Here is a 22,893-nt window from a genome sequence, read left to right on the forward strand (position 1 = left end):
AGCCCGTGGTCACGGTCGAACGGTTAATGCTAGCCGTGGCCGTCTTCGGACCGGCCCAACGAACATGCATGGCCGCCGGCCGCCACTTGGCACGGACCACTGGGCACGGCCGCCGGGTTGGAAACGTCCTCCGCTTTGACCTTTTGCGGGAAAGCCTGCTCATGGATCGAACGACGACATGGACGGCGCCGGACAAGCCGCGACGTGGCGGGCTGGTGGTCGGCATCCTCCTTGCCATTCTCCTGCTGGCCGGCGGCTGGTACGCAATCGGCGTTCGCGGGAACGGTGGCCCCGCCAAGACCCAGGCGCCCGCGCAGCCTCCACCCGTTCCCGTGACCGTCGCCGCCGTCGCGCGGCAGGACGTGCCTCTCTGGCTGCCGGGCATCGGGTCGGTGCAGGCCCTCAACACGGTGACCGTACGTTCCCGCGTCGATGGGGAACTGCAGAAGGTCTTCTTCACCGAAGGGCAGGAGGTGAAGATCGGCGCCCCGCTGGCGCAGATCGACCCGCGGCCCTTCCAGGCGACTCTCGACCAGGCCACGGCCAAGAAGGCGCAGGACGAGGCGCTGCTCGCCAACGCACAGCGCGACCTCGCCCGCTACGAAACGCTGGCACAACGCGACTTCTCCTCCCGCCAGCAGGGAGACACCCAGCGCGCCCAGGTTGCCCAGCTCCAGGCGCAGATCAAAGGCGACCAAGCGACCATCGACAACGCCCAGGTCCAGCTCGGCTACACGATGATCCGCTCGCCGGTGGACGGGCGGGTCGGCTTTCGCAACGTCGACGCCGGCAACATCGTGCACGCCAACGACACGTCCGGAATCGTCACCGTCACGCAGACGCACCCCATCAACGTCGTCTTCACTCTGCCGGAGGAACAGCTGCACGGCGTCGTCCAGGCGATGGCCCGCGCCCCGCTGACCGTGTCCGTCAACAGCCGCGACAACCGAGAGCACCTGGCTGACGGCGTGCTGAAACTGGTGGACAACCAAGTCGACCAGACCACCGGCACCATCCGGCTGAAGGCGGAGTTTCCCAACATCGACAACGCGCTCTGGCCCGGCGAGTTCGTCCAGGCCCGGCTGCTGCTGCGCACCGACAAGGGGGTGCTGACGGTTCCCCCGAACGCTGTGCAGCGCGGCCCGAACGGGCTGTACGTCTACGTCATCAAGCCCGACGGCACGGCCGAGGTGCGACCCGTCCAGTCCGACCGGCTAGGGGAGCGGGAGGCGGTGATCAGCGGCGGGTTGCAGGAGGGTGAGCGGGTCGTCGTTTCCGGCCAGCTGAAGATCCAGCCGGGCACGCGCGTCGAGGCGCGGACGGCGGACGGCAAGGCCCCGGCAGCGGGTTCCGCGGCGAAACCGGTGACGGAGGCGGCGGCGCCATGAACATCTCCGCCCCCTTCATCCGCCGCCCGATCGCCACCGCCTTGCTGATGGTCGGGCTGCTGCTGGCCGGCGTGGCCGCCTACCCCTTCCTGCCGGTGGCGCCGCTGCCACAGGTGGATTTCCCGACCATCCAGGTTTCCGCCTCCCTGCCCGGCGCCAGCCCGGAGACCATGGCCTCCACCGTCGCGCAGCCGCTGGAACGCCAGTTCGGGCAGATCGCCGGCGTCACGCAGATGACCTCGACGAGCGTGCTGGGCAACACGCAGGTGACGGTCCAGTTCGACCTCGGCCGCAACATCGACGGCGCCGCGCAGGACGTGCAGACGGCCATCAACGCCGCCGGCGGACAGTTGCCCAAGAACCTGCCGAGCCCGCCGACCTACCGCAAGGTCAACCCGGCCGACAGTCCCATCCTGATCCTGGCCGTGCATTCCGACGTGCTGCCGATCACCCAGGTGGACGAATACGCCGACACCATGCTGGCGCAGCAGATCAGCCAAGTCCCCGGCGTCTCCCAGGTGACCATCGGCGGCGAGCAGAAGCCCGCCGTGCGCGTCCAGGTGGACCCGGCCAAGATCGCCGGCCTCGGCCTGTCGCTGGAAGACCTGCGCGGCGTCATGGTGAACGCCACGGTGAACGGCGCCAAGGGCAGCATCGACGGGCCGGATCGCAGCTTCACCATCTACGACAACGACCAGATCACCAAGGCGGAGCCGTGGAACGACGTCATCGTCGCCTACCGCAACGGCGCGCCGGTGCGCATCCGTGATATCGGGCAGGCGGTCGAGGGGCCGGAAAACGCAAAGGTCGCCGGCTGGCAGAACGGCCGGCGCGGCGTGCTGCTGATCGTCTTCAAGCAGCCGGGCGCCAACGTGATCGACACGGTGGACCGCATCAAGGCGGAGCTGCCGCGCCTGACCGCCTCCATCCCGCCGTCGGTCCATGCGGAGATCATGTCGGACCGCACGCAGACCATCCGCGCGTCGGTGGAGGACGTGCAGTTGACGCTGCTGCTGACCGTCGCGCTGGTGGTTATGGTCATCTTCCTGTTCCTGCGCAACGTCCCGGCGACGATCATCCCCAGCATCACGGTTCCCCTCTCGCTCGCCGCGACCTTGGGGCTGATGTATGTCTGCGGCTACAGCCTGGACAACCTGTCGCTGATGGCCCTGACCATCGCGGTCGGCTTCGTCGTGGACGACGCCATCGTGATGATCGAGAACATCCACCGCCACATCGAGGACGGGATCCCGCCCTTCAAGGCGGCGTTGCAGGGGGCCGGCGAGATCGGCTTCACCATCATCTCCATCAGCCTGTCGCTGGTCGCGGTCTTCATCCCGCTGCTGCTGATGGGCGGCATCGTCGGCCGCCTGTTCCGCGAATTCGCGGTCACCGTGACCATGACCATCGCCGTGTCGGCCATCGTCTCCCTGACGCTGACCCCCATGATGGGCGCGCGGCTGCTGAAGGACGAGCACAAGACGCGCCACGGCGCCCTCTATCGGCTGGTGGAGCGTGGATTCGACGGGCTGTTGGCCGCCTACCGCGCCGGGCTCGACGTCGTGCTGCGGCACAACGTGATCACGCTGCTCCTGTTCGTCGCGACGGTGGCGGCGACGGGATGGCTGTTCGTGCACATCCCGAAGGGTTTCTTCCCGCAGCAGGACACCGGCCTGATCGTCGGCCAGTCGGAAGGCCCGCAGGACACGTCCTTCGCGGCGATGAGCCGGTTGCAGGAACAGCTGGGCGACATCATCGGCAAGGATCCGGCGGTGGCGACCTGGGTCGGCTTCGTCGGGTCGGGCAACGGGCAGTCGGTCAACACCGGGCGCTTCTTCATCACGCTGAAGCCGCGCAGCGAGCGGACGGCCAGCGCCGACGAGGTGATCAACCGCCTGCGCCCGCAGGCGGCGAAGCTGGAGGGCGTGCGGCTGTACCTCCAGGCGTCGCAGGACGTTCGCGTCGGCGGACGCGCCTCGCGCGCGCAGTATCAGTACACGCTGCAGGACGCGAACCTGGACGAACTGAACGAATGGGCGCCCAAGGTGCTGGAGCGGCTGGGCAAGCTGCGGGAGCTGCGCGACCTGTCGTCGGACCAGCAGACCAAGGCGACGACCGCCACCCTGACCATCGACCGCGACCAGGCCTCCCGCTTCGGCATCCAGCCGCAGCTGATCGACGATACGCTCTACGACGCCTTCGGCCAGCGGCAGATCGCCCAGTACTTCACCCAGACCAACAGCTATCACGTCGTCCTGGAGGTGACGCCGGAGCTTCAGGCCCTGCCGAGCACGCTGGAGCAGATCTACGTGCGGTCCCCCACCACCGGTCAGCAGGTGCCGTTGTCCACGCTGGTGAAGATCTCCACCCGGCCGATCACGTACCTGTCGATCAACCACCAGGGCCAGTTCCCGGCCATCACCCTGTCCTTCAACCTGTCCCCGAACGTCTCGCTGGACCAGGCGACGCAAGCCATCGACAACGCCATGCGGGAGATCGGCGCGCCGGCGGCCCTGATCGGGTCCTTCCAGGGCACGGCGCAGGCCTTCCAGGAATCGCTGGGCAGCGTGCCCTACCTGATCCTGGCGGCGCTGGTCGTCGTCTACATCATCTTGGGCGTCCTCTATGAGAGCGTCATCCACCCGCTGACCATTCTGTCCACCCTGCCCTCGGCCGGTCTGGGTGCGCTCGCCACGCTGTGGCTGGGCGGGTTCGGCTTCGACGTGATCGGGCTGATCGGGCTGATCCTGCTGATCGGCATCGTGAAGAAGAACGGCATCATGCTGGTCGACTTCGCCATCGTGGCGGAGCGGGAGCGCGGCATGCCGCCCCGCGAGGCGATCCGTGAGGCCTGCCTGCTGCGCTTCCGCCCCATCCTGATGACGACCATGGCGGCCATGCTGGGCGGCGTGCCGCTGATGCTCGGCGCCGGCACGGGGTCGGAGCTGCGCCAACCGCTCGGCTACGCCATGGTCGGCGGGTTGCTGGTGTCGCAGCTGATGACTCTCTACACCACCCCCGTGATCTATCTGGCCTTCGACCGGTTGACCCGCCGTCGCCACAATGTATTGGCCCAGGGCGAACCGGCCCAAGGCGAGTCGACCAAGGCGCCCGGCACGGTGGAAGCCAGCCCGTAAGATCCAAGGGGGAAGGAAAGACCCATGCACCTGGACGGTTCCTGCCATTGCGGCGCGGTGCGCTTTTCGGTGGAGGCCGACGCGCCCGTGCCGTTCCTGCGCTGCCACTGCTCCATCTGCCGCAAAACAGCAGGCGGCGGAGGCTACGCCATCAACCTCGGCGCCCGGGCCGACACGCTGAAGGTCGAGGGGGAGGAGCACATCAGCGTCTTCCACGCGACCATCGACGGCGAACCGAGCCCGGCCGAGCGCCGCTTCTGCGGGCGCTGCGGCTCGGCGCTCTGGCTGTGGGACCCGCGCTGGCCCGAGCTGCTGCACCCCTTCGCGAGCGTCATCGACACCCCCCTGCCTGTCCCGCCGGAGCAGGTGCACATGATGCTGGGCTCCAAGCCCAACTGGGTGCGATCGGAGGTGCGGCCGGGCGAGGCGACCTTCGACGAGTACCCGGACCAATCTTTGGATGAGTGGCACCGCGCTCATGGTTTGCTCGACAGCCGGCACGACAAGGCGTGACGCGGGTTCCCGCCCCCATGCTAAGGTGCCGGCGGAAGGAGCCCTGTTGATGCCGCCCGAGTCCCAGAAGCCCGAGTCTCTACTGCCTGAATCGTCCCCCGCCGACCCGATCCTGAAGCTGGGCGACTGGAATCGCCCCGCCGCCATGCCCGACGGCCTCGCCGCCGAGGTCGCCGGCTGGCGCTTCGTCCTGAAAAGCCCGGCCTTGCCCAGCTTCTACTCGAAGCCGGGAACACCCTGGGCCACCCCGCCGGACGGATGCCTGCGCGCGGCCGACCAATGGAACCTGACGCAGGGCGCGGACCAGCCGCACTTCCCCACCGACCAGCCGGTCGAAAACGGCACCCAGTGGACCATTGCGCGCTTTGAGGACGGCGTCTGGCGGGTGGAGCGCAGTGTTCCGGCCAACCGGCCCGCCGCGGTCCGCGAACTGTTGGCTCTGCGGGCGGAACGCCTGCTGGCGTCGCGCCGCTGGACGCGCAACGACCTGGACCTGTTGCAGATTCTGCATGATGGCGGCGTATTCGCGGCCGGCGACCTGTTGGCCGGGGACGAGGCCCGCGCGCGCTCCCTGCGCTCGCTGAAGGCCCTGCGGCTGGCCTTCGAGCTGTCCGCGGACGAGACGATGGAGCTTCCCGACGCGGTCCGGTCCGTCCTGCAATCCGGGACCGGACCGGCCGTGTGGATGGACGAGGACGGCAAGGCCGTCGCCGCGGAGATCCTGGACTGGCACGTCCGCAAGCAGGCGCGGACGGCGGCCCGCAGCAGCCGCGGCGCGCAGGCGAAGCAGCGCGGGGAGGAGGTCAAGCAGTCGGTCGCCGACAGCGTGCAGCGCGTGTTTCCGGGCATTCCCAAGGAGGCCGCTGCCACAGCCGCGGCGCGTCTGGCGCCCAGCGTCGACAAGCTCGGCCGGATGCCGGCCATGCAGGCCATCGTGGACGCCGTCGCGGAAACCCGGCTGGAGCGCTGGCGGCAGGCCGTCGCGTCGGAGCCGGAGGTGGCCAAGCGGATGCTGGAGATGCAGATGCGCGGCGATGCCGGCCGGGCACGCAAACGCTACCGTGACCAGCGGGCGGCCGACCGGGTGGAGGCCGAACTGCGCGACTGGCGCGGCACGCTCGGCCCCGTGACCACGCGGCGCCTGGGCGGGTGACGGACGGGCGGCTGGCCGGGTACCCGGCCAGCCCAATACCCCGTCAGCCGTGCTTCAGCTTGTCGATGAAGTGGTCGACCTGGGTCTGCACGCTGTGGAAGCTCGCCTCCAGGCTGCGGATGCCGGAATGCAGGCGTGCGACCGACTCGTCGTTGCGTTCGGCGGACTGGGCGACCCCCTCGATGTTCTCGCGCAGCCGCTCGGTGCCGTGCGCCGCCTGCTGCACCGCCCGGCTGATCTCCACGGTCGCGGAGTTCTGCTGCTCCACCGCCGCGGCGATGGAGGCGCTGATCTCGTTGAGCGTGGTCACCACCTTGGTGATCTCGTCGATTTCGCTGGCGGCCCCGTTGGAGGAGGTCTGGATGGCGCCGATCAGGCTGGAGATCTCCTCGGTGGCCTTGGCCGTCTGCCCGGCGAGGTTCTTGACCTCCGTCGCGACCACCGCGAACCCCTTGCCGGCCTCCCCGGCGCGGGCCGCTTCGATGGTGGCGTTCAGCGCCAGCAGGTTGGTCTGGCCGGCGATGGAGGAGATCAGGGTCAGGACGTCGCCGATCTTCGCGCTGTCCCCGACCAGCTTCTTCATCCGGTTCACCGTCTCGTCGATGCGGCGGTTGGCGCTGTCCGACGCGGAGTAGGAGGCCTGTGCCTGGGTCGAGATCTCGCGGATCGACGCCGCCAGCTCCTCCACCGCCGACGCGACGGTCTCCACGCTGGCCGTCACCTCATCGGCGGCGCTCGCCACGGTGCGGCTCAGTTCGGCGTTGTCGCCGGCGCCGTCGGCGACGGCACCGATGGCGGCGCTCATCTCCACCGCCGTGCTGTTGACCGCGGACAGCAGGTGCCCGACCTCGGCGTCGAAGTTGTCGGCAACCGACGCCAGGGCCCTGCGCCGCTGCTGTTCCGATTCGTCGCGCATGCGGATCTGGTCGGCTTCCAGGCGCAGCTTGGCCAACGCGTTCTCGCGGAAGGTCTGCACCGAGGCGGCCATGCGCCCAACCTCGTCCTGCCGGTGAAGCGCCGGAACCACGACGTCCGTCCGGCCGGCCGCCAGCTCGTCCATGATGGTGGTCATCGTGACGATGGGCCGTGTCACGCCGCGCACGATCATGAACAGCACCCCGCACACCAGCAGAAGGGCCAGGGCGCCGATGCCCGCGATCATCATCGTTTCCGCCCACAGCGCTTCATAGGCACGGTCGGCGGTCAGGCGGACCTCGATCGTGCCGATCTGTTCCTTCTTGCTGCCGGAGCCGTAGAGGACGGGTGCGGACGCGGAGATGACCTTCGCGGTCGCGTCCGCATCGGCGGCCTTGCCATGCGAAGTGAAGACGCGCCCGTTCTTGGCCGTGATCGTGCTGCCCAGATAATCGGGGTCGGACGCCAGCGCCGACAGCAGGTTGGTCCCGGCCCCGTTGTCCATTCCCCACAGGGCTTCCCCGGCGCCGCCGACAAGGACGGTCGTCATCATCTGCGCGCGGCTGGACAACGACTCGCGAACCGAGGTCATGTTCATGTACGCCAAGCCTGCAACGGCCGCGACCGCGATCGCCGCGAGCAGCACGGCAATCGGCATCAGGACGCGAACCGTCAGGCTTCGGCTCATGAAGGTCGGCATGGTAGTTTTCCTTCCGCTGGCACCACACGTCCTCGTGTGCGAGTACGACCGAGGCTTCACCAACCATTAAACGGTCATATTACGAATAAGGGTAGAGGATAAAGAGTCTTAGTCAAATACGACTCGTCTGTAACAAGCTTAATCGCGCCTTCGCGTAACCATACGTTGTTGCGTTCGCGCTCGCTGCTTACGCAATCTTCAATGGAAGACGGAAGCGTAGAACCGCGGCGTTGCCCATCGGCGGGCGCTCGTCGCCCAGGATCAGCCCCAGCATGCGCCCCACCCCCTTGCTACCGACCAGAAGCGGCAGACGGTGGCCGTGACCCGCGATGTCCTCCAGGGTGCGGCGAATTCGCTCACGGAACTCCGCTTCACCCTCGCCGCCGGGAGGCGTCTCCTTCGCGTCGATGAGGGGCTGGGTCTCCGGGATCCCCATCCCGTTCCACGCGCCGAGTCGGCGCTCGATCAGCCCGTCGTGGAGATGGAAGGGAACATCGCCCAACACCGACAACACGATCTCCGCCGTGCGGCGCGTGCGGATCAACGGGCTGGCGATGATTGCATCGATGCGGTCGGACCCTTCGGCCAGCAGCCGGGCGGTGTCGTGCGCCTGGCGCTCCCCAGCCTCGGTCAAGGGGATGTCCACATCGCCGCCACACCGGACCTTGCGCCGGTTGTAGTCGGTTTCGCCATGGCGCATGAACAGGAACCACCGATCGTTCACCGCAGATCTCCCGGCCGCGCGCAGTGATGGGTTTCAGGGCCGGCCCGGGGGCGGCGCGGCTCGCCGCCGGCCGGCCTTTCGTCAAAAGGCCGCGACGAAGGCGGTGACCGCGTCCCATGCCCGGGCAAGCGCCGTCGAGGAGGCGTCGATGGTGGCCCAGTCCTCATCCCCCGCCGCTTTCTCGACGGTCAGGCACACGGTGGCCAGGGCCGACGCCCGCACCATGCCCGACGCGCCCTTCAGGGCGTGGGCATGGCTCCGCACCGCGTCGGCGGACTGCCGGGCCTCCATCGCCGCGCGCAGCTGCGCGTAGACCGGCGCGCTCGCCTGGAGATAGCGGTTGAGCAGACCGCGAATCGCGTCCCGGTCATCCCCCAGCAGGTCGCGGAAGCCGCGAACGTCGATGGCGTCGCCTTCCCCCCGCGGAGACTCCCGCGGCTGGGGTGGTGGCGCATCCTCCGCCTCATCATCGTCATCGGGCGCGTCGGACGCGTCGGACGCGTCCACCAACGCGATCCACCGCGCGAGGCAGTGGCCGAGGCGCGCGGTGTCCACCGGCTTGGTCAGGCAATCGTCCATGCCGACCGCCATGCACCGCTCCACCTCGCCGGCGAAGGCGTTGGCGGTGATGCCGACGATGGGAAGGCGGCGGGACGCTCCATGGGCTGGTCCGCGCTCGGCCTCCCGCGCGCGGATGGCGCGGGTCAGCTCCAGCCCGTCCATCTCCGGCATGTCCCAGTCGGTGAGAAGCAGGACATAGTCCCGGCGCTCCAGCGCTTCGAACGCTTCCCGCCCGTCGTTCACGGTGTCGGCGGAACAGCCCAGCTGCTGAAGCTGGCGCGCGATCACCTCGCGGTTGATCGGATGGTCGTCGGCGACCAGGATCGGCCCGTCCGGGGCCAGTTTCGGCAGCGCGTCGCCCCAGGGCGTGACGGGTGCGGTTCCCCGCGCACCGGTCCCGGCGCCCTTTTCCGCGACCGGAAGCGTCAGTTCGATCCAGAAGGCGCTGCCCCGGCCGGGCTCGCTGTCCACGCCGATCCGCCCGCCCATGAGCTGAACCAGCATGCGGCAAATCGACAGGCCAAGCCCGGTGCCGCCGAATCGGCGCGCGGTCGACTGTTCCGCCTGTACGAAGGGCTGGAACAGGCGTTCCACCTGCTCCCGCGTCAGCCCGATGCCGGTGTCGCTGACCGTGATGCGCAGGGCCGCCTGCCCTTCACGGGTGGACAGCACCCGCGCGTCCAACGCGATCCGCCCCTCGCTTGTGAACTTGATCGCGTTGTTGGCGAAGTTCAGGAGAATTTGCCGCAGCCGCATCGGGTCGCCGACCAGCCAGGGCGGGACCGCCGGATCCACGGTCCCCGTCAAGGCCAGGCCCTTCTTCTGGGCCGTCGGGCCCAGCGTGGCGACGACGCCGTCCACCACCTCGCGCAGCCGCATGGGCACGAGGTCGAGGTCGAGCTTCCCCGCCTCGATCTTCGAGAAGTCCAGGATGTCGTTGATGATGCGCATCAGCGACAGTGAACTTTCCCGAATCACGGCGACCGACCGTTCCTGGTCCGCGTCGAGCCGGCTGCGCCCCAGGATTTCCAGCATGCCCAGCACGCCGTTCATCGGGGTCCGGATCTCGTGGCTCATCGTCGCCAGGAAATCGGACTTGGCCTGGGTCGCGGCCTCCGCCTGGTCCTTGGCCTGACGCAGGCGCTGTTCGCTTTCGTGCAAGGCCTGCACCGCGCGGTTGCGCTCCTGCCCGATGGCGACGAGCGCCACGAAGGTGGTCGCCGCCTCGACGAAGTTCACCTCGTCGTCGGACCAGGGCCGCGGCAGGCGGCGGTGCTCGCAACGCAGCAGGGCGACCGGGCGCCCTTCCACCTTGACGCAGAGGTGCACCAGCGACATCACGCCGGCCGGCCGCAGCACCGTCTCCAGCAGTTCGCCCAGCCGGATGTCCTCCGCTACGTCGTTGGAGACGAGCGACCGTTCGCGGATCAGGGTCCGCTGGTAAAGGGGGAAATGGGCGATCGGGAAAGGTTCGGCGTCCCAGGCGCGCACGCCGTGGCCGGCAACGGGCGTGGCTTGCAGCCCTTCCGAGGTCTCGGACAGGGTCCAGACGGCAACGCGGTCGACATTTAGCGTGAAGGCGATGATGAGGGCGATGTCCCGCAGCGCCTGGTCGAAGTCCGAGCCGCGGACCGAATCGAGCCGTGCGATGTCGTGCAGGGCCATGGTCTGCCGCAGCAAACGCTGGCGGTGGTCGCGCAGCGCCTGCTCCGTGCGGGCGCGCCCCTGGGTTTCCTCCGCCTGCCGCTGCTGGATGCCCTGCAGGTCCCGCCCCTTGGCCTCCAGCCTCTCGGTGCAGGACCGGAGTTCCGCGCGCAGGTTCCGCACCTCCGCGCCGGCGTGCTCCGCCGCGCGGGCGACCGCGCGCAGCACGGCCGAGGCCTCCACCAATTCCAGGTGCCCGTCGGCATGGACGACGACCATGGCGTCGAGCAGCCGCTCCGGCGGCCGCATCAGGATCCGCTCGGCCACCGTCCCGACCGGCTCTGCGGCGTCGAAGCGCAGCGGTTCCGTGTCCAAGGCGCCACCGCGCACCCGCAGGCCGGTGAAGGCGCCGCCGCGCGTCAGGATAAGGCCAGGGAGCGCCGGGTTGGACGCGAACAGCGCCTGGACGACGGCGTCCGGCGTGTCCGCTTCGACCGACAGACGGTGCCCCGGCAGTTCGGCGAGGGTGGCGGCGATCCCCGGCGCTCCGACGGCTGGCGCCCTTGCATCCAGCATGGGCTCCGGACCGTCCAGCACCGCCGCGGCGCCGTTCCCGCTCATCGTCCGGACACCGGGGCCGGCTTCGCCGGAACCGGTGCCGCGCCGAACAGATGGCGCGGCGTGGCCGGTGGGTTCAGGCTGGTGAAGTGCGACTCAGGCCCCTCGCCCAGAATCCAGCTGCGCAGGAAATGGATCTGGTTCGCGTCGCTGAGCGCCGGCGTGTGGCCGGTGTCGGGCACGTGCATGGCCGTGACCCCCGGCTTGACGATCATCTCGTCCACCGTGTCGGGCAGCAGGGCGTCCGACAGCATGCCGTGGATCACCAGGACCGGCATGTCGATGCCCGCCCACTCCTCCCACTGGGTCAGGCTGTCCTGCGCCTCCTCGGCGTAGGCCTGGAGCGCCCGCGGGTCGTGGCGGTAGATGCGCCCACCATGCCCGTCCGACCACTGGGTCTGGTAATAGGTGTTGTGCAGCAGTTCGTCCTCGGTCACCGGCCCCTCGTTCTTCGCGGAGGCGCCCAGGCGGCGGAACAGGTCGGCTGGTCGGCGGAAGATGTAATGGCGCGCCACGGCCTGGGCGCGGCGGCGGCGCCGCTCCGCCGGGATGTAGGGGCCGATGTCGTTCAGGATCAGCCTGTCGATGACGCCCGGATGCTCCGCACAGAAGGCGATCGCCGAACTGCCGCCCAACGACGAGCCGATGATGCTCGCGCGTTCGTAGTCGAGGTGCGTGATCAATTGCCGCAGCACCTCCACGTTCGTGGCGATGCTGTAGTCGCCCTGGGTCGGCATCCAGCCGCTCATCCCACGGCCGGGCCAGTCCAGGCAGACGACGTGGAAGTCGTCGCACAGGCCGAGCGCCATGTAGTCCCAGCGCCGCGCCGTGTTGGCGATGCCGCCGACGCAAATCACCAGCGGGCCGTCGGGATCGCCCCAGTCCGTGTAGGCCATGCGCACCTCGGTCGGCTTGACCTGGTGCGACGGCCAGTGGCCCTGGAGCCGCGTGGGGTGCACGTAGTTGAAAAAGCGCTGCTCGAATTGCCCCTCGAACGGCTCCGCGGTGCGGCGGACCATGATCTCGTATTCTTCCCAGGTCATGGCGTCGCCCCACGACAGCAGGGATAGGGCATCGGCACCCTGCGGACCGGCGGGGACCACCGGAAGGCTGTCTGGTAACCCAGTCATCGGATGATCTCCGGCTTGGCGGGCAAAAGCCCGTACAGGGTGAATGCGATGGTCGGGACGACGTCCGTCGTCGGCGCCGGATTGTGGTCTGGCCTCTTCCATCACGACCAATGCTGTGGTGCACGGGTTGTCTTGCGGGAGGACGCCTCGGAAATGCAGGTTGTGAAACAGCGCGAGACACCGTTTCCAGTGGAGCGATTAAAGTGCATGGCGGACTTCTGTGTCAACGGCTATAAAGCATTTACCCGCATGACGAGAGAGCAATAAGTTTGCATCACGGATGGGAGGAGTGTTTGCGTTACAAACGTCGGAGACGCGCGATGAAGGCAAAAATCCTTTCCGCTCTGCTTGCAGGCTCCATGGTCGTGCTTGCTCTTCCCGGCGCGATGGCTCAGCAGGCGAACAATTCCGTCCTGATGGTTCTCTGGAGAGGGCAGACGGAAGCGGAAAGGGCCTTCAAGGCCAGGCTGTCCGAACTGGGCGTCGCGGTCACCTACAAGGAGGTCAACGCGGACCAGGACCGCGCGAAGCTCGCCAACGAACTGCGCGCGCTCGAGGGCGACATCTCGAAGAAGGCGTTCAACGGCGTCTACAGCTACGGCACCGCGGCCACACAGGTCACGACCGGCTTCACCCTCGACGCGACTCCCGTCGTCTTCAACATCGTCTTCGATCCCATCGCGGCAAGGCTGGTGAAGTCAAAGGACCAGCCGGGCGTGAACGTGACCGGCGTAACCAACGGCGTTCCCATCACGACCCAGTTCGACGCCTTCACCAAGCTGAAGCCGATCAAGAAGCTGCTGGTCATCTACAACGTACGCGAGCCGAATTCCAACTTCATCGAGAAGGAAGTCGCCGACTGGGCGGCAAAGAACGGCGTTTCCATGATCTCGCGCCGCGTCGCGCCGGACAACAACTCGCTCGCCGAAGTGCTGGACGAGGTGGAGAGCGGCAAGATCGAGGTCGACACCTGCTACGCCGGCGCCGACAGCTATCTCGCCTCGGTGGCCGAGGGCATCCAGGCGAAGATCGGCGGCAAGGTGACGCTGTACGGCGGCACGCAGATCTTCGTCTGGGCCGGCTGGCTGGCCGCCTACACGCCGCAATTCGCCGACATGGGGATCGCCGCGGCCGAACAGATGGCCAAGGTCCTGAAGGGCGGGAACGCCGCATCCATCCCGGTCGTGCTGCCGCAGCCCAAGCTGTTCATGTCCAAGGCCGCCGCCGCCAGGCAATCGGTGACGCCGCCGGCGGACGCCGTGTTGGAGAACTGACCAACGAAGGGACTGCACCTCAGCCCGCCCGGCGAACCGGGCGTCCGGTGTTGTTGCTGGGGTGGTCAATTTGCCGGAGCGGTCAATTCGCCCCAGCCGTGCGGCTTTCCGCCTTGCCCGGTGCGCGGAGGTAGGGCAGCGCGTATTCGAGCGCGTCGCCAATGGTCTGGTTCCACACCCGCCACTCATGGTCGCCGTCGACGACCCGGAACCGGACGGCGTCCGGCTGCAGGCGGAACAATTCACGGTAGAGGACGGCCGCGTGGTAGGCGATCTCGAAACGGTCGCGGTCCCCGCTGTTGAGGTAGAGCGGAATCCGCAGGGGCTGCGCGCGGTATCCGTCGATCAGCGCGGGCCAGTTCAGGCGCGTCCACATCTCCTCGTCGAAGCGGCCGTCCTTGAAGAAGGGCGGGTCCTTGTAGATGGAGGAGTTCGGCGGCGGCATCGGTGTGTAGATCGCCGGGCTCAGCGCGATTCCGGCCGCGAACAGGTCCGGCCGGGTGAAGGCGAGGCGGATCGTCGCATGGGCGCCGGCCGACAGGCCGCCGAACGCGCGCCCGGTCCGGTCGGCGTAGACGTGGAACCGGCGCTCGACCTCGGGCAGGAGTTCCTTCAGCAGCACGGTTTCCGATTGGCCGGCGTGACCATCCACCCACCACATGGCGCGGTGGCCGGGCATCACCACCACGGTCGCCGGCACCTTGCGGTCGGCGATCAGCCGGTCCAGCGTCGCCGCGACTCCGCCCTTGTCGAGCCAGTCCCGCTCGTTCCCGGCGGACCCATGCAGAAGGTACAGAACCGGGTAGGTCGTCCCATCGTCGCCATAGCCGTCGGGCAGGTAGACGGTGTAGCGGTATTCGGCCCCAAGCGTGGACGATGCAAGGCTCAATTCCTGCACCGTTCCGGCCGAGGCCGGCTCCGGCACGGCGGTGACCATCGCCGCAAGCGTCGCGAACAGGGTCAAGGTCGCCCGGATGATCGTTCCGAAGCTGGTCATGTGGAAACCGCGCCTCCCGATAGTGCTTTCGCGTCTGTTGCAATCAGAGCGATAGATATTGCACGTTTTCGAGGTTTACGCGCGTTCATTCATAATTTTCTCATCTCAAGGCAGTATCAAATTTGCTGATTGCTCGTGGATGGAATATCGCCTAGAATAGGTGCCTCTGAAATCGCGTCACGAGCGGCGGTTGATCATACAATTGTGCTCATTGCCCGCCGGCTCATACACGCGACGAGAAATCCGCTGAAAAACTTGATTCCACGCTTCACAGATTTTGCGCGCGTGCGCGCGTCTCATGTCCAGAGACCGATGGAGATTTCAAATTCATGACGCAGTCCACCAACGGTTCACGCAACGAGCGCTTGCTGGTGGTCGAAGATGATCCGTTCAGCCAGGAATTGATCGCCCTTTATCTGCGCAAGGCCGGCTTTGAGGACATCACGGCGGCGACGGACGGACGGCAGGCCGTCGATCTGGCGAAGGCGGCGCACTACGACCTGGTCCTGCTCGACCTCAACCTGCCCCGCATCAGCGGGACCGACGTGCTGCGCCGGTTGAAGAAGGAAGGTCACCTGACGAACACGCCGGTCGTCGTGATCTCCTCGCTCACCAACATGGAAGAAACGGTCCAGTGCCTGGACCTGGGCGCCGAGGACTACCTGCCGAAGCCCTTCAACGTGCGTCTGCTCGAAGGCCGCGTCAACGATTGCCTGGAGCGCCACCGCCTGCGCCGCGAGGCTGAGGCCGCCGCCGCGCGGGAGGAACGCGACCGCAAGGCCGCGCGGGCGCTCCTCGGCGCCATGGCGACGGCCAGCCTGCCGCAGCCGGTCCCGGAATTCCCCTGCGATTGCGCGCTCCGCCACGATCCGGCCCCGACGATCGGCGGCGATCTGGTGGAATTGTTCTGCACCGGCGACGGCCGCGTGGCCTTCCTGGCCGCGACGGCTGCGGGTGAAGGCGTTTCGGCGACGCTGGCGGTGGCGCGCGTCCGCACGCTGGTCCGGGCCGCCGTCGAGGACGCCGCGCTGACGTGCGACCGCCCGGAACCCGATGCCGTGCTCCAGCGGGTCAACGCGGCCCTGTTCGCCGACCCGCAGGATGGCGAGCCGTCCGGCACGGTCGCGGCGCTGTTCGGCCTGTTCGACCCGCAGGTCGGCACGGTGCAGATGGCCAACGCCGGCTTTTCCGATGCTCTGGCGCTGGGTCCGGCGCGCGGCGTGGCCCCGGTGTCGGCCCCGCGCGGACGTCCGCTCGGCGCCTATGCGGAGGCGGTGTACACGGCGCACCCGTTCCAGGTGAATGCGGGGGAAACGCTGCTGGTCCTGACCGACGGCTTTGCCGAGACCACCGACGCGTCCGCGGCCCAGTTGGGCGAGAACCGCCTGCGCAAGCGGCTGGACGCTCTGCTGGACGCGCCCCCGGCGCAGCTGATCGACGCGTTGCGCAAGGAGGCGGAGGACTTCGCCGGAACGACGCCGCAGAGCAAGGACCGCAGCGCGCTGGCGTTGCACCGCCCGCGCGGCTGACGGGGAGACGGAAGCGCCCGCGTCACAGCCGGGCGATCCCCACGCCCGGCGGGTTCGACGACGGGCTGATCCCGTTGTTCGCCGCCCAGATCGCCGCCTGGGTCCGGTTGGAGAGGTTGAGCCGGCGCAGCAGACTGCGCAGGCTTGCCCTGGCCTCCGTTTCGGAGATGTGCAGGTCCTCGGCGATGCCGCGGACGGATTTGCCGGACTGCAATCCGTGCAGCAGGTCGGTATCGCGCCAGGATAAGGACGCCCGCTCCACGGCGGCGTCCCGGTCCGGGGCGACGATGTCGCTGTTGCGCAGCCAATCCGCCAGCCGCGTCGGGAACACGGTCTCCCCGGCCAGGACCACGCTGAGCGATTGGATCAGGGCTTCGGGCGCCGTGTCCTTCAGGAGGTAGCCGTTGCCCCCCGCGTGCAGCGCCGCGCGGAGCCGCCGGATCGACAGCCGGTCTTCCAGCACGACCAGACGGGCGCCGGGAACGCGGGCGCGAAGACACCGCAATGTCTCGTAGGCATCGATCGTCGTCCCGGCGAGATCGACCAGCAGAAGGTCGGGGCGGCGAAAATCGGCGGCTGTCCGGTCCGCCGACGCGTCGAACCGGTGCAGGCGCGACACGCCGTCCCGCGCCGTGCCGAAGGCTCCGATCACCGGAACGCTGGCGGCAACTCCGGGGGCAACTCCGGGGGCAACTCCGGGGGCAACTCCGGGGGGCCGTATCGCGATGGGCCGGTCGGTGCCGCCATGAAGCAGCCAGTCCAGCGTTTCACCCAAGCTTTTCCTCGCCTCGGGCCTCGCCTCGGCTTTCAGCGCCGTCATTCCGCTCCCCCTTCGCGTTTCGTTTGCGTCTCCCGGACGCGGGCCGGGGACATTTTCCCCAGGGCCGTTCCAATGCGACGGCGAACGTATTCGGGTTCGAAAATCTTCCCTGCGAAAGGGCGTTACCGCCCCAGCCCAGGCGACGGAGAGGCGTGCCTGCAATTTGGCCCCTGCCCGCTCGGTCCGGCCCCTGGCGCACGGCTTATGCCCTTCGGGTCAGGTCCGTCGTCACGCAACCATCATCCCGCGATATGACTTGCATAAAGAGAGTCACTGCGATAAGTAACTTTCATCATGCTATCTACGGCGCACAGGCCGGGGCATGCGGGTTTCCCAACACGACCTCACGCACCGCCGGGATCTGGGTCCAGGCGGCGCATCACAGGATGAGAGGTTTTGAGTGACCAGTGAATCGGTCGGCCAGGACGTCGGCGGCACCCGGCCGCGGACGTCGCGTACGTTCAATGGAAAACGCCTGCTCCTGTCCGGCGCGGCGCTCCTCCTCGGCATCGGGGCGGCCGTGTACGCCCAGGAATGGTGGACGGTCGGCCGCTTCATCGAGAGCACCGACGATGCCTATGTCGGCGGCGACACCACGGTCATGGCGCCCAAGGTCGCCGGCCTGATCGCCGAAGTGGCGGTCGGCGACAACCAGCGCGTCCGCTCCGGCGACCTGCTGGTCAAGCTGGACGACCGGGACTACCGCGCCGCCTTGGCGAAAGCGTCGGCGGCGGTGTCCGGGCAAAAGGCGACGCTGGAAAACCTGGACGCGCAGGACAAGCTGCAACAGGCGGTGATCCAGCAGGCGCAGGCCGACATCGACGCCGCCGAGGCGGAGATCGTGCGGACCCGCAGCGACCAGGTGCGCTATCGCGAACTGTCGGCGACCGCGTCGGGCTCGGTGCAGAATTTCCAGAAGGCGGACGCCGACTACAAACGGGCGGTCGCCGCCGGCCAACGGGCGCGCGCCGCGCTGGAAGCGGCACGGCGCCAGCAGGACGTGATCGCCGCGCAGAAGCAGCAGGCGCAGGCGGCGCTGGCCGGGGCCATCGCCGATCGCGACACCGCCGCGCTGAACGTCGGCTACACCGAACTGCGCGCGCCCTTTGACGGCGTCGTCGGCAACCGCAGCGCCCGCACCGGCGGCTTTGCGACGGTCGGCGCCCAACTCGTCGCCATCGTTCCGGCCCAGGGGCTGTGGGTTGACGCCAACTTCAAGGAAAGCCAGATCGCCCGGATGCGGCCCGGCCTGCCGGTGACGATCAAGGCGGACATCCTGCCCGGCGAGACCTTCCGCGGCCACGTCGAAAGCCTCGCGCCCGCCACCGGCGCCCAGTTCAGCGTGCTGCCACCGGAAAACGCCACCGGCAACTTCACGAAGATCGTCCAGCGCGTTCCGGTCCGCGTTCGCCTGGACGCCGACGCCGCCACGTTGGGTCGACTGCGCCCAGGACTGTCGGTCACCGCGGAGGTCGACGAGCGCCCCGCCGACCAGCGCTGATGGAACGCCTTCAGGACGCGACCCGCACCAGAACTTTGCCGAAGTTCCGGCCTTCCAGCATGCCGAGGAAGGCGGCGGGCGCGTTCTCCAACCCCTCGGTGACGTCCTCGCGGTAGCGGATGCGGCCGTCGGCGACCGCCGGCGCCAGATCACGCAGGAAATCGCCGTAGTGCTCGGCCTCGAACTCGTAGTTGATGAAGCCGCGCAGCGTCAGGCTTTTGGTCAGGACGGCGCGCATGGTGGCCGGCAGGGCGTCGGTGGGATTGTCGGCGACGCCGTTGTACTGCGCGATCAGGCCGCAGACCGGCACGCGGGCGAAACGGTTCAGCAGGGGAAGCACGGCCTGCCAGACCGCCCCGCCGACATTCTCGAAATAGACGTCGATTCCCTGCGGGCAAGCGGCGGCGAGGCGTTCCGGCAGCCCGGGCTCCCGGTGGTCGAGCGCCTCGTCGAAGCCCAGTTCCTCCTTGACGAAGCGGCACTTGTCCGCCCCGCCGGCGATGCCCACGGCCCGCGCGCCGGCCATTTTGGCGAGTTGGCCGACCAGAGACCCGACCGGCCCGCTCGCCGCCGCGACGACCACGGTCTCGCCCGGGCGCGGCCTGCCGATCACCTTCAGGCCGGAGTAGGCGGTGAATCCGGGCATGCCCAGCACGCCGAGGCGGGTGGAAGGCGGCGCCAGCGCCGGGTCCACCTTGCGCAGGCCCTGGCCGTCGGACGGCGCGTGGGTGCGCCACCCCGTCCGGGCAAGGACCAGCTCACCCTTGGCATAGTCGGGATGATCGGACTCCAGCACCTCCGCGACGCTTTCGCCTTCCATGACGTCGCCGACGCCCACGGGCTTCGCGTAGGACTTCCGGTCGTCCATGCGCCCGCGCATGTAGGGGTCGAGCGACAGCGTCAGCACGCGCAGCAGCAGGCCGCCGCGCGGTATCTCCGGCACGGCCGTCTCCTCCAGCCGGAAGTTGGCGAGGCTTGGCCGCCCCTGCGGCCGGGACGCAAGGACGATCTGGCGGGCGCGCTCAAGGCTCATGGCAATGTCTCCACAGGGAAAATGACGGTTCACGGCGTCGGCGCGTGAACGCGGCTGTCCCGGTAAACACGCAAATTGACGAAGGCGGCCTGCAGAAGCGGCACCGAAACGCCGTGGGCGCGGGCGTGGTCGAGCAGGTCGCCGAGAATGGTGTCGACCTCGACGGCGGCACCGGCCCGCAGGTCCCGGTACATCGAGGAGGTCTGCGGCGAGCCGGCCGCCGTCAGCGCGCCCTCCTGCCGCTCCAGGAAACCGTCCGACGGGCGATGGCCGCAGGCGGCCGCGACCGCGGCGCATTCCCCCAGGATGGCCCGCGCGACGTCGGCGCCGCCGGGAACCGCGGCGACCGCGCCGACCGGGCCGCGCAGGAGGCAGGTCACCGCCCCGAGGCTGGCGAGCTGCACCCACTTTTCCCACATCGCCTGGATGATGTCGGTGGACGACGCCGCGTCGATGCCGGTGCCCCGCATGGCCTCGTCCACCGCGCGGATGCGGTCGGTGAGCGTGCCGTCCAGTTCGCCGTAGCGCAGAAGCTGGATCTCGGCGATCTGGCGGATCCGATCGTCGCTTTCGACCGTGGTTGCCACGACCGCCACGCCGCCGATCACATTGCCCAAGCCGAACCGGTGCGTCAGCGTGTCCATGTGCCGCATGCCGTTCAGAACGGGCAGGATCATCGTCTCCGGCCCGACGGCGGGCGCGAAATCCTCGATCGCGTCGTCCAGGGCGTAGCCCTTTACGCTGAGCAGGACGAGGTCGTAGATCCCCTCAAGCGCATCCGCCGTCACCAGCCTCGGCGCGAGGGTCGCGTCGCCGTGCGGGCTGGCGATCCGCAGCCCGTCGCGGCGCAGCCGCGCTGCCTTGGCCGGACGCACCAGGAAGGTGACGTCGCGGCCGGCCTGCACCAGCCGGGCGCCGTAATAGCCGCCGACCGCGCCGGCTCCGACAACGAGAATTCGCATGCCATCCCTCCATGATCGACTCCGCCGCGGCCGGACTCGGGCTCCACGGCGACCGACACCCGCCTCCGCGCGTGACATCGGTCCTGTAACATGGTAACTACTATTATGCAAGTTATGGGCTGGCGGAATCGGATTGCGCGCTTCTCCGGGGGCGCCGATATCAGCCACCCGAGCGAGACAGCGGTGCAATTTCACAAACGTCAGGTGCGGCTCGATCATGCGGCGCAAGAGCTTCAGCGAGATGAAATGTCCGGTCGCCCAAAGCCTGGAGCGCGTGGGCGAGTGGTGGAGCATCCTGATCATGCGCGATGCTTTGCGCGGCCTTTCCCGCTTTGACGAATTCCAGAAAAGCCTCGACATCGCGCCAAATATCCTTAGCCGCCGGCTGAATGATCTGGTCGAGCACGGGCTTTTGGAAAAGCGTCGCTATTGCGACGCGCCGCCGCGCGACGAGTATGTACCGACGGAGATCGGCCGCGACTTCCGCTCGGTGGTCCTGGCCATGCTGGCCTGGGGCAACCGGCATTTTGCACCGGACGGCAAGGCGGTCGTTCTGATGAACACCGAAACGGGCGAAGAGGCGGACCCCGTCCTGGTCGACCGCATCACCGGGAAGCCGGTCAGCGATCCGGCCTTCAAGACCGCCCGCGGACCGGCCGCCGACGAGACGACACCCTACCCCTACAGCCGGCCATAACGCCCCATAACGCCCGGTTCAGTGCGCGTCCGCCGAAGGACCCTTCGGCGGCGCCACCTTCCGCATCAACGGCACCATGGCCGTGACCACCGCGAAGCAGAGGGCCAAGCCGAGGAAAGCGTCGGCGAAGGTCATGGTCTGCGCCTCCCGGTAGGTGAGCGACCACAGCTGGCGCAGGCCCGCCGCGTGGGCGTGGCTGACATCCCCCACGATCCGCGCACCGCGCGCCTCCACCGCGCGCAGAGTGGACAGCATGGCGCTGTTGGTCGCGTTCAGATGCTCGGCCAGCCGTAGGAAATGCAGGTTGGTCCGGTCGTTCAGGATCGTGCCGCAGGCGGCGATGCCGATGGCCCCGCCCAGGTTCCGCATCAGGTTGAACAGTCCGGACGCCAGCTTCAGCTTGGCCGGCGTCAACCCGCCCAGCGTCAGAGTCACCGTCGGCGCGACGGCGAACTGCTGGGCGAAGCCGCGCAAGCCCTGGGGAAGCAGCAACTCGCGCCAGCCCCAATCGTGCGTGATGGGCGTGAAGGACCACATGCTCAGCCCGAACAGGGCGAGGCCGAACATCATCAGCCAGCGCAGGTCGAAGCGCCGGGCGAACATGGTGTAGACGGGGATCGACAGGATCTGGAACACGCCGGTGGAAAAGACCGAGATGCCGATGTCCAGCGCGCTGAACCCCCGGACGCGGCCGAGGAACAGCGGCGTCAGGTAGATCGTGGAGAAGATGCCGACGCCGGTGACGAAGGAGAAGAAGCAGCCCAGCGCGAAATTGCGGTTCTTCAGCGCGGTCAGGTCGACGATCGGGTTGGCGTAGGTCAGGCTGCGCCAGACGAAACCCACGCCGGCCACCGCGGCCACAATGGTGGAGGCCAGGATCGCCTCATCCTCGAACCACTCCCACCGCGGCCCTTCCTCCAGCGCGTATTGCAGGCAGCCGAGGAAGGTCGCCAGCAGCGCCACGCCCAGGTAATCGGCGTTCCGGATCAGCGACAGGTCGGGCTTGTCGATCCGCACCATCATCGCGACGACGACCGTCACGAAGACGCCGGGGACGAGGTTCACGAAGAACAGCCAGTGCCAGGAGAAATTGTCGGTGATCCAGCCGCCCACCGTCGGCCCCAGCGTCGGCGCCAGCGAGGCCAGCGCCCCGACCGTCGCTGCGGCGACGACCACCTTCTTGCCCGGAAAGAAGGCGAAGGCGGTGGTGAAGACGGTGGGGATCATCGATCCGCCCAGGAAGCCCTGCAAGGCCCGGAACACGATCATGCTTTGGATGTCCCAGGCCCAGCCGCACAGCAGGCTGGTCAGGGTGAAGCCGGCGGCCGACACGCTGAACAGCCAGCGGGTGGACATGACCCGCGCCAGATAGCCGGACAGCGGGATGACGATGATCTCGGCGATCAGGTAGCTGGTCTGCACCCAGGCGACCTCGTCCTGGCTGGCCGACAGGCCGCCGCCGATGTCGCGCAGCGACGCCGAGACGATCTGGATGTCCAGCAAGGAGATGAAGAAGCCGACGCACATCACGCCGAAGACGAAGATCTTGCGGGCCTCGGACAATTCCGACATCAGCGCACCCTTTCCGGCGGAATCC

General features: G+C 68.3%; 17 protein-coding genes. 8 read left to right on the plus strand and 9 right to left on the minus strand.

The annotated features are described in order from the left end of the window. Window positions 1–161: 161 nt before the first annotated feature. From M2351_RS16650 to M2351_RS16665, 4 genes are read left to right on the plus strand one after another with little or no spacing between them, the layout of a single operon-like run. Window positions 162–1,388 carry an efflux RND transporter periplasmic adaptor subunit gene (locus M2351_RS16650; RefSeq protein WP_264657234.1) on the plus strand — a complete coding sequence of 409 codons (1,227 nt, stop codon included), beginning with the start codon at window positions 162–164 and terminating at the stop codon, window positions 1,386–1,388. Beyond that, entirely contained in the window at window positions 1,385–4,525 is a 3,141-nt protein-coding gene (locus M2351_RS16655; RefSeq protein WP_264657235.1) for a multidrug efflux RND transporter permease subunit, read from the plus strand. Before M2351_RS16650 ends, M2351_RS16655 begins: the two co-directional genes overlap by 4 nt. 24 nt (window positions 4,526–4,549) lie before the next feature. Then, the gene (locus M2351_RS16660) at window positions 4,550–5,038 is read left to right on the plus strand and encodes a GFA family protein (RefSeq protein ID WP_264657236.1); all 489 of its coding nucleotides are present in this window, start codon (window positions 4,550–4,552) and stop codon (window positions 5,036–5,038) included. 49 nt (window positions 5,039–5,087) lie between these two features. Continuing rightward, complete coding sequence (locus M2351_RS16665) at window positions 5,088–6,191, plus strand: hypothetical protein (RefSeq protein WP_264657237.1); 1,104 nt, start codon at window positions 5,088–5,090, stop codon at window positions 6,189–6,191. Between the two features lie 43 nt (window positions 6,192–6,234). Here M2351_RS16665 and M2351_RS16670 read toward each other — a convergent pair whose 3' ends face one another. The 4 genes from M2351_RS16670 to M2351_RS16685 form a co-directional block, all read right to left on the minus strand. Beyond that, window positions 6,235–7,806, minus strand: a complete 1,572-nt coding sequence (locus M2351_RS16670; RefSeq protein ID WP_264657238.1) for a methyl-accepting chemotaxis protein — start codon at window positions 7,804–7,806, stop codon at window positions 6,235–6,237. A gap of 187 nt (window positions 7,807–7,993) precedes the next feature. Then, entirely contained in the window at window positions 7,994–8,530 is a 537-nt protein-coding gene (locus tag M2351_RS16675) for a histidine phosphatase family protein (protein ID WP_264657239.1), read from the minus strand. 81 nt (window positions 8,531–8,611) lie between these two features. Continuing rightward, window positions 8,612–11,356: a hybrid sensor histidine kinase/response regulator gene (locus tag M2351_RS16680; RefSeq protein WP_264657240.1), complete on the minus strand. Its 2,745-nt coding sequence runs from the start codon at window positions 11,354–11,356 to the stop codon at window positions 8,612–8,614. Then, window positions 11,353–12,483 carry an alpha/beta fold hydrolase gene (locus tag M2351_RS16685; protein WP_264657241.1) on the minus strand — a complete coding sequence of 377 codons (1,131 nt, stop codon included), beginning with the start codon at window positions 12,481–12,483 and terminating at the stop codon, window positions 11,353–11,355. Before M2351_RS16685 ends, M2351_RS16680 begins: the two co-directional genes overlap by 4 nt. A gap of 320 nt (window positions 12,484–12,803) precedes the next feature. On the opposite strand from M2351_RS16685, the gene M2351_RS16690 reads away from it, so the two are divergent. Next, a complete protein-coding gene (locus M2351_RS16690) occupies window positions 12,804–13,757 on the plus strand; it encodes an ABC transporter substrate binding protein (protein ID WP_264657242.1) in 954 nt (317 codons plus the stop codon). An 82-nt stretch (window positions 13,758–13,839) separates the two neighbouring features. Here M2351_RS16690 and M2351_RS16695 read toward each other — a convergent pair whose 3' ends face one another. After that, window positions 13,840–14,754: an alpha/beta hydrolase gene (locus M2351_RS16695; protein WP_264657243.1), complete on the minus strand. Its 915-nt coding sequence runs from the start codon at window positions 14,752–14,754 to the stop codon at window positions 13,840–13,842. A 329-nt stretch (window positions 14,755–15,083) separates the two neighbouring features. On the opposite strand from M2351_RS16695, the gene M2351_RS16700 reads away from it, so the two are divergent. Further along, window positions 15,084–16,283: a PP2C family protein-serine/threonine phosphatase gene (locus tag M2351_RS16700; protein WP_264657244.1), complete on the plus strand. Its 1,200-nt coding sequence runs from the start codon at window positions 15,084–15,086 to the stop codon at window positions 16,281–16,283. Between the two features lie 22 nt (window positions 16,284–16,305). Here M2351_RS16700 and M2351_RS16705 read toward each other — a convergent pair whose 3' ends face one another. Beyond that, entirely contained in the window at window positions 16,306–17,103 is a 798-nt protein-coding gene (locus M2351_RS16705; RefSeq protein WP_264657245.1) for a LuxR C-terminal-related transcriptional regulator, read from the minus strand. 400 nt (window positions 17,104–17,503) lie between these two features. On the opposite strand from M2351_RS16705, the gene M2351_RS16710 reads away from it, so the two are divergent. After that, window positions 17,504–18,604: an HlyD family secretion protein gene (locus M2351_RS16710; RefSeq protein ID WP_264657246.1), complete on the plus strand. Its 1,101-nt coding sequence runs from the start codon at window positions 17,504–17,506 to the stop codon at window positions 18,602–18,604. A 10-nt stretch (window positions 18,605–18,614) separates the two neighbouring features. On the opposite strand, the gene M2351_RS16715 is transcribed toward M2351_RS16710, so the two are convergent. Beyond that, window positions 18,615–19,637 carry an NADP-dependent oxidoreductase gene (locus M2351_RS16715; RefSeq protein WP_264657247.1) on the minus strand — a complete coding sequence of 341 codons (1,023 nt, stop codon included), beginning with the start codon at window positions 19,635–19,637 and terminating at the stop codon, window positions 18,615–18,617. Between the two features lie 29 nt (window positions 19,638–19,666). Next, a complete protein-coding gene (gene panE, locus M2351_RS16720) occupies window positions 19,667–20,599 on the minus strand; it encodes a 2-dehydropantoate 2-reductase (protein ID WP_264657248.1) in 933 nt (310 codons plus the stop codon). Window positions 20,600–20,816: 217 nt separating this feature from the next. Here panE and M2351_RS16725 point away from each other — a divergent pair, with 217 nt between their 5' ends. Beyond that, a complete protein-coding gene (locus M2351_RS16725) occupies window positions 20,817–21,296 on the plus strand; it encodes a winged helix-turn-helix transcriptional regulator (RefSeq protein WP_264657249.1) in 480 nt (159 codons plus the stop codon). Window positions 21,297–21,314: 18 nt separating this feature from the next. Here the strand turns inward: M2351_RS16725 and M2351_RS16730 are convergent, their stop codons facing one another. Next, window positions 21,315–22,868 (minus strand): DHA2 family efflux MFS transporter permease subunit, encoded by a 1,554-nt coding sequence (locus tag M2351_RS16730; RefSeq protein WP_264657250.1) that lies wholly within the window; start codon window positions 22,866–22,868, stop codon window positions 21,315–21,317. Window positions 22,869–22,893 lie beyond the last annotated feature (25 nt).

It is taken from the genome of Azospirillum canadense (assembly GCF_025961225.1).
Lineage (GTDB): Bacteria > Pseudomonadota > Alphaproteobacteria > Azospirillales > Azospirillaceae > Azospirillum > Azospirillum canadense.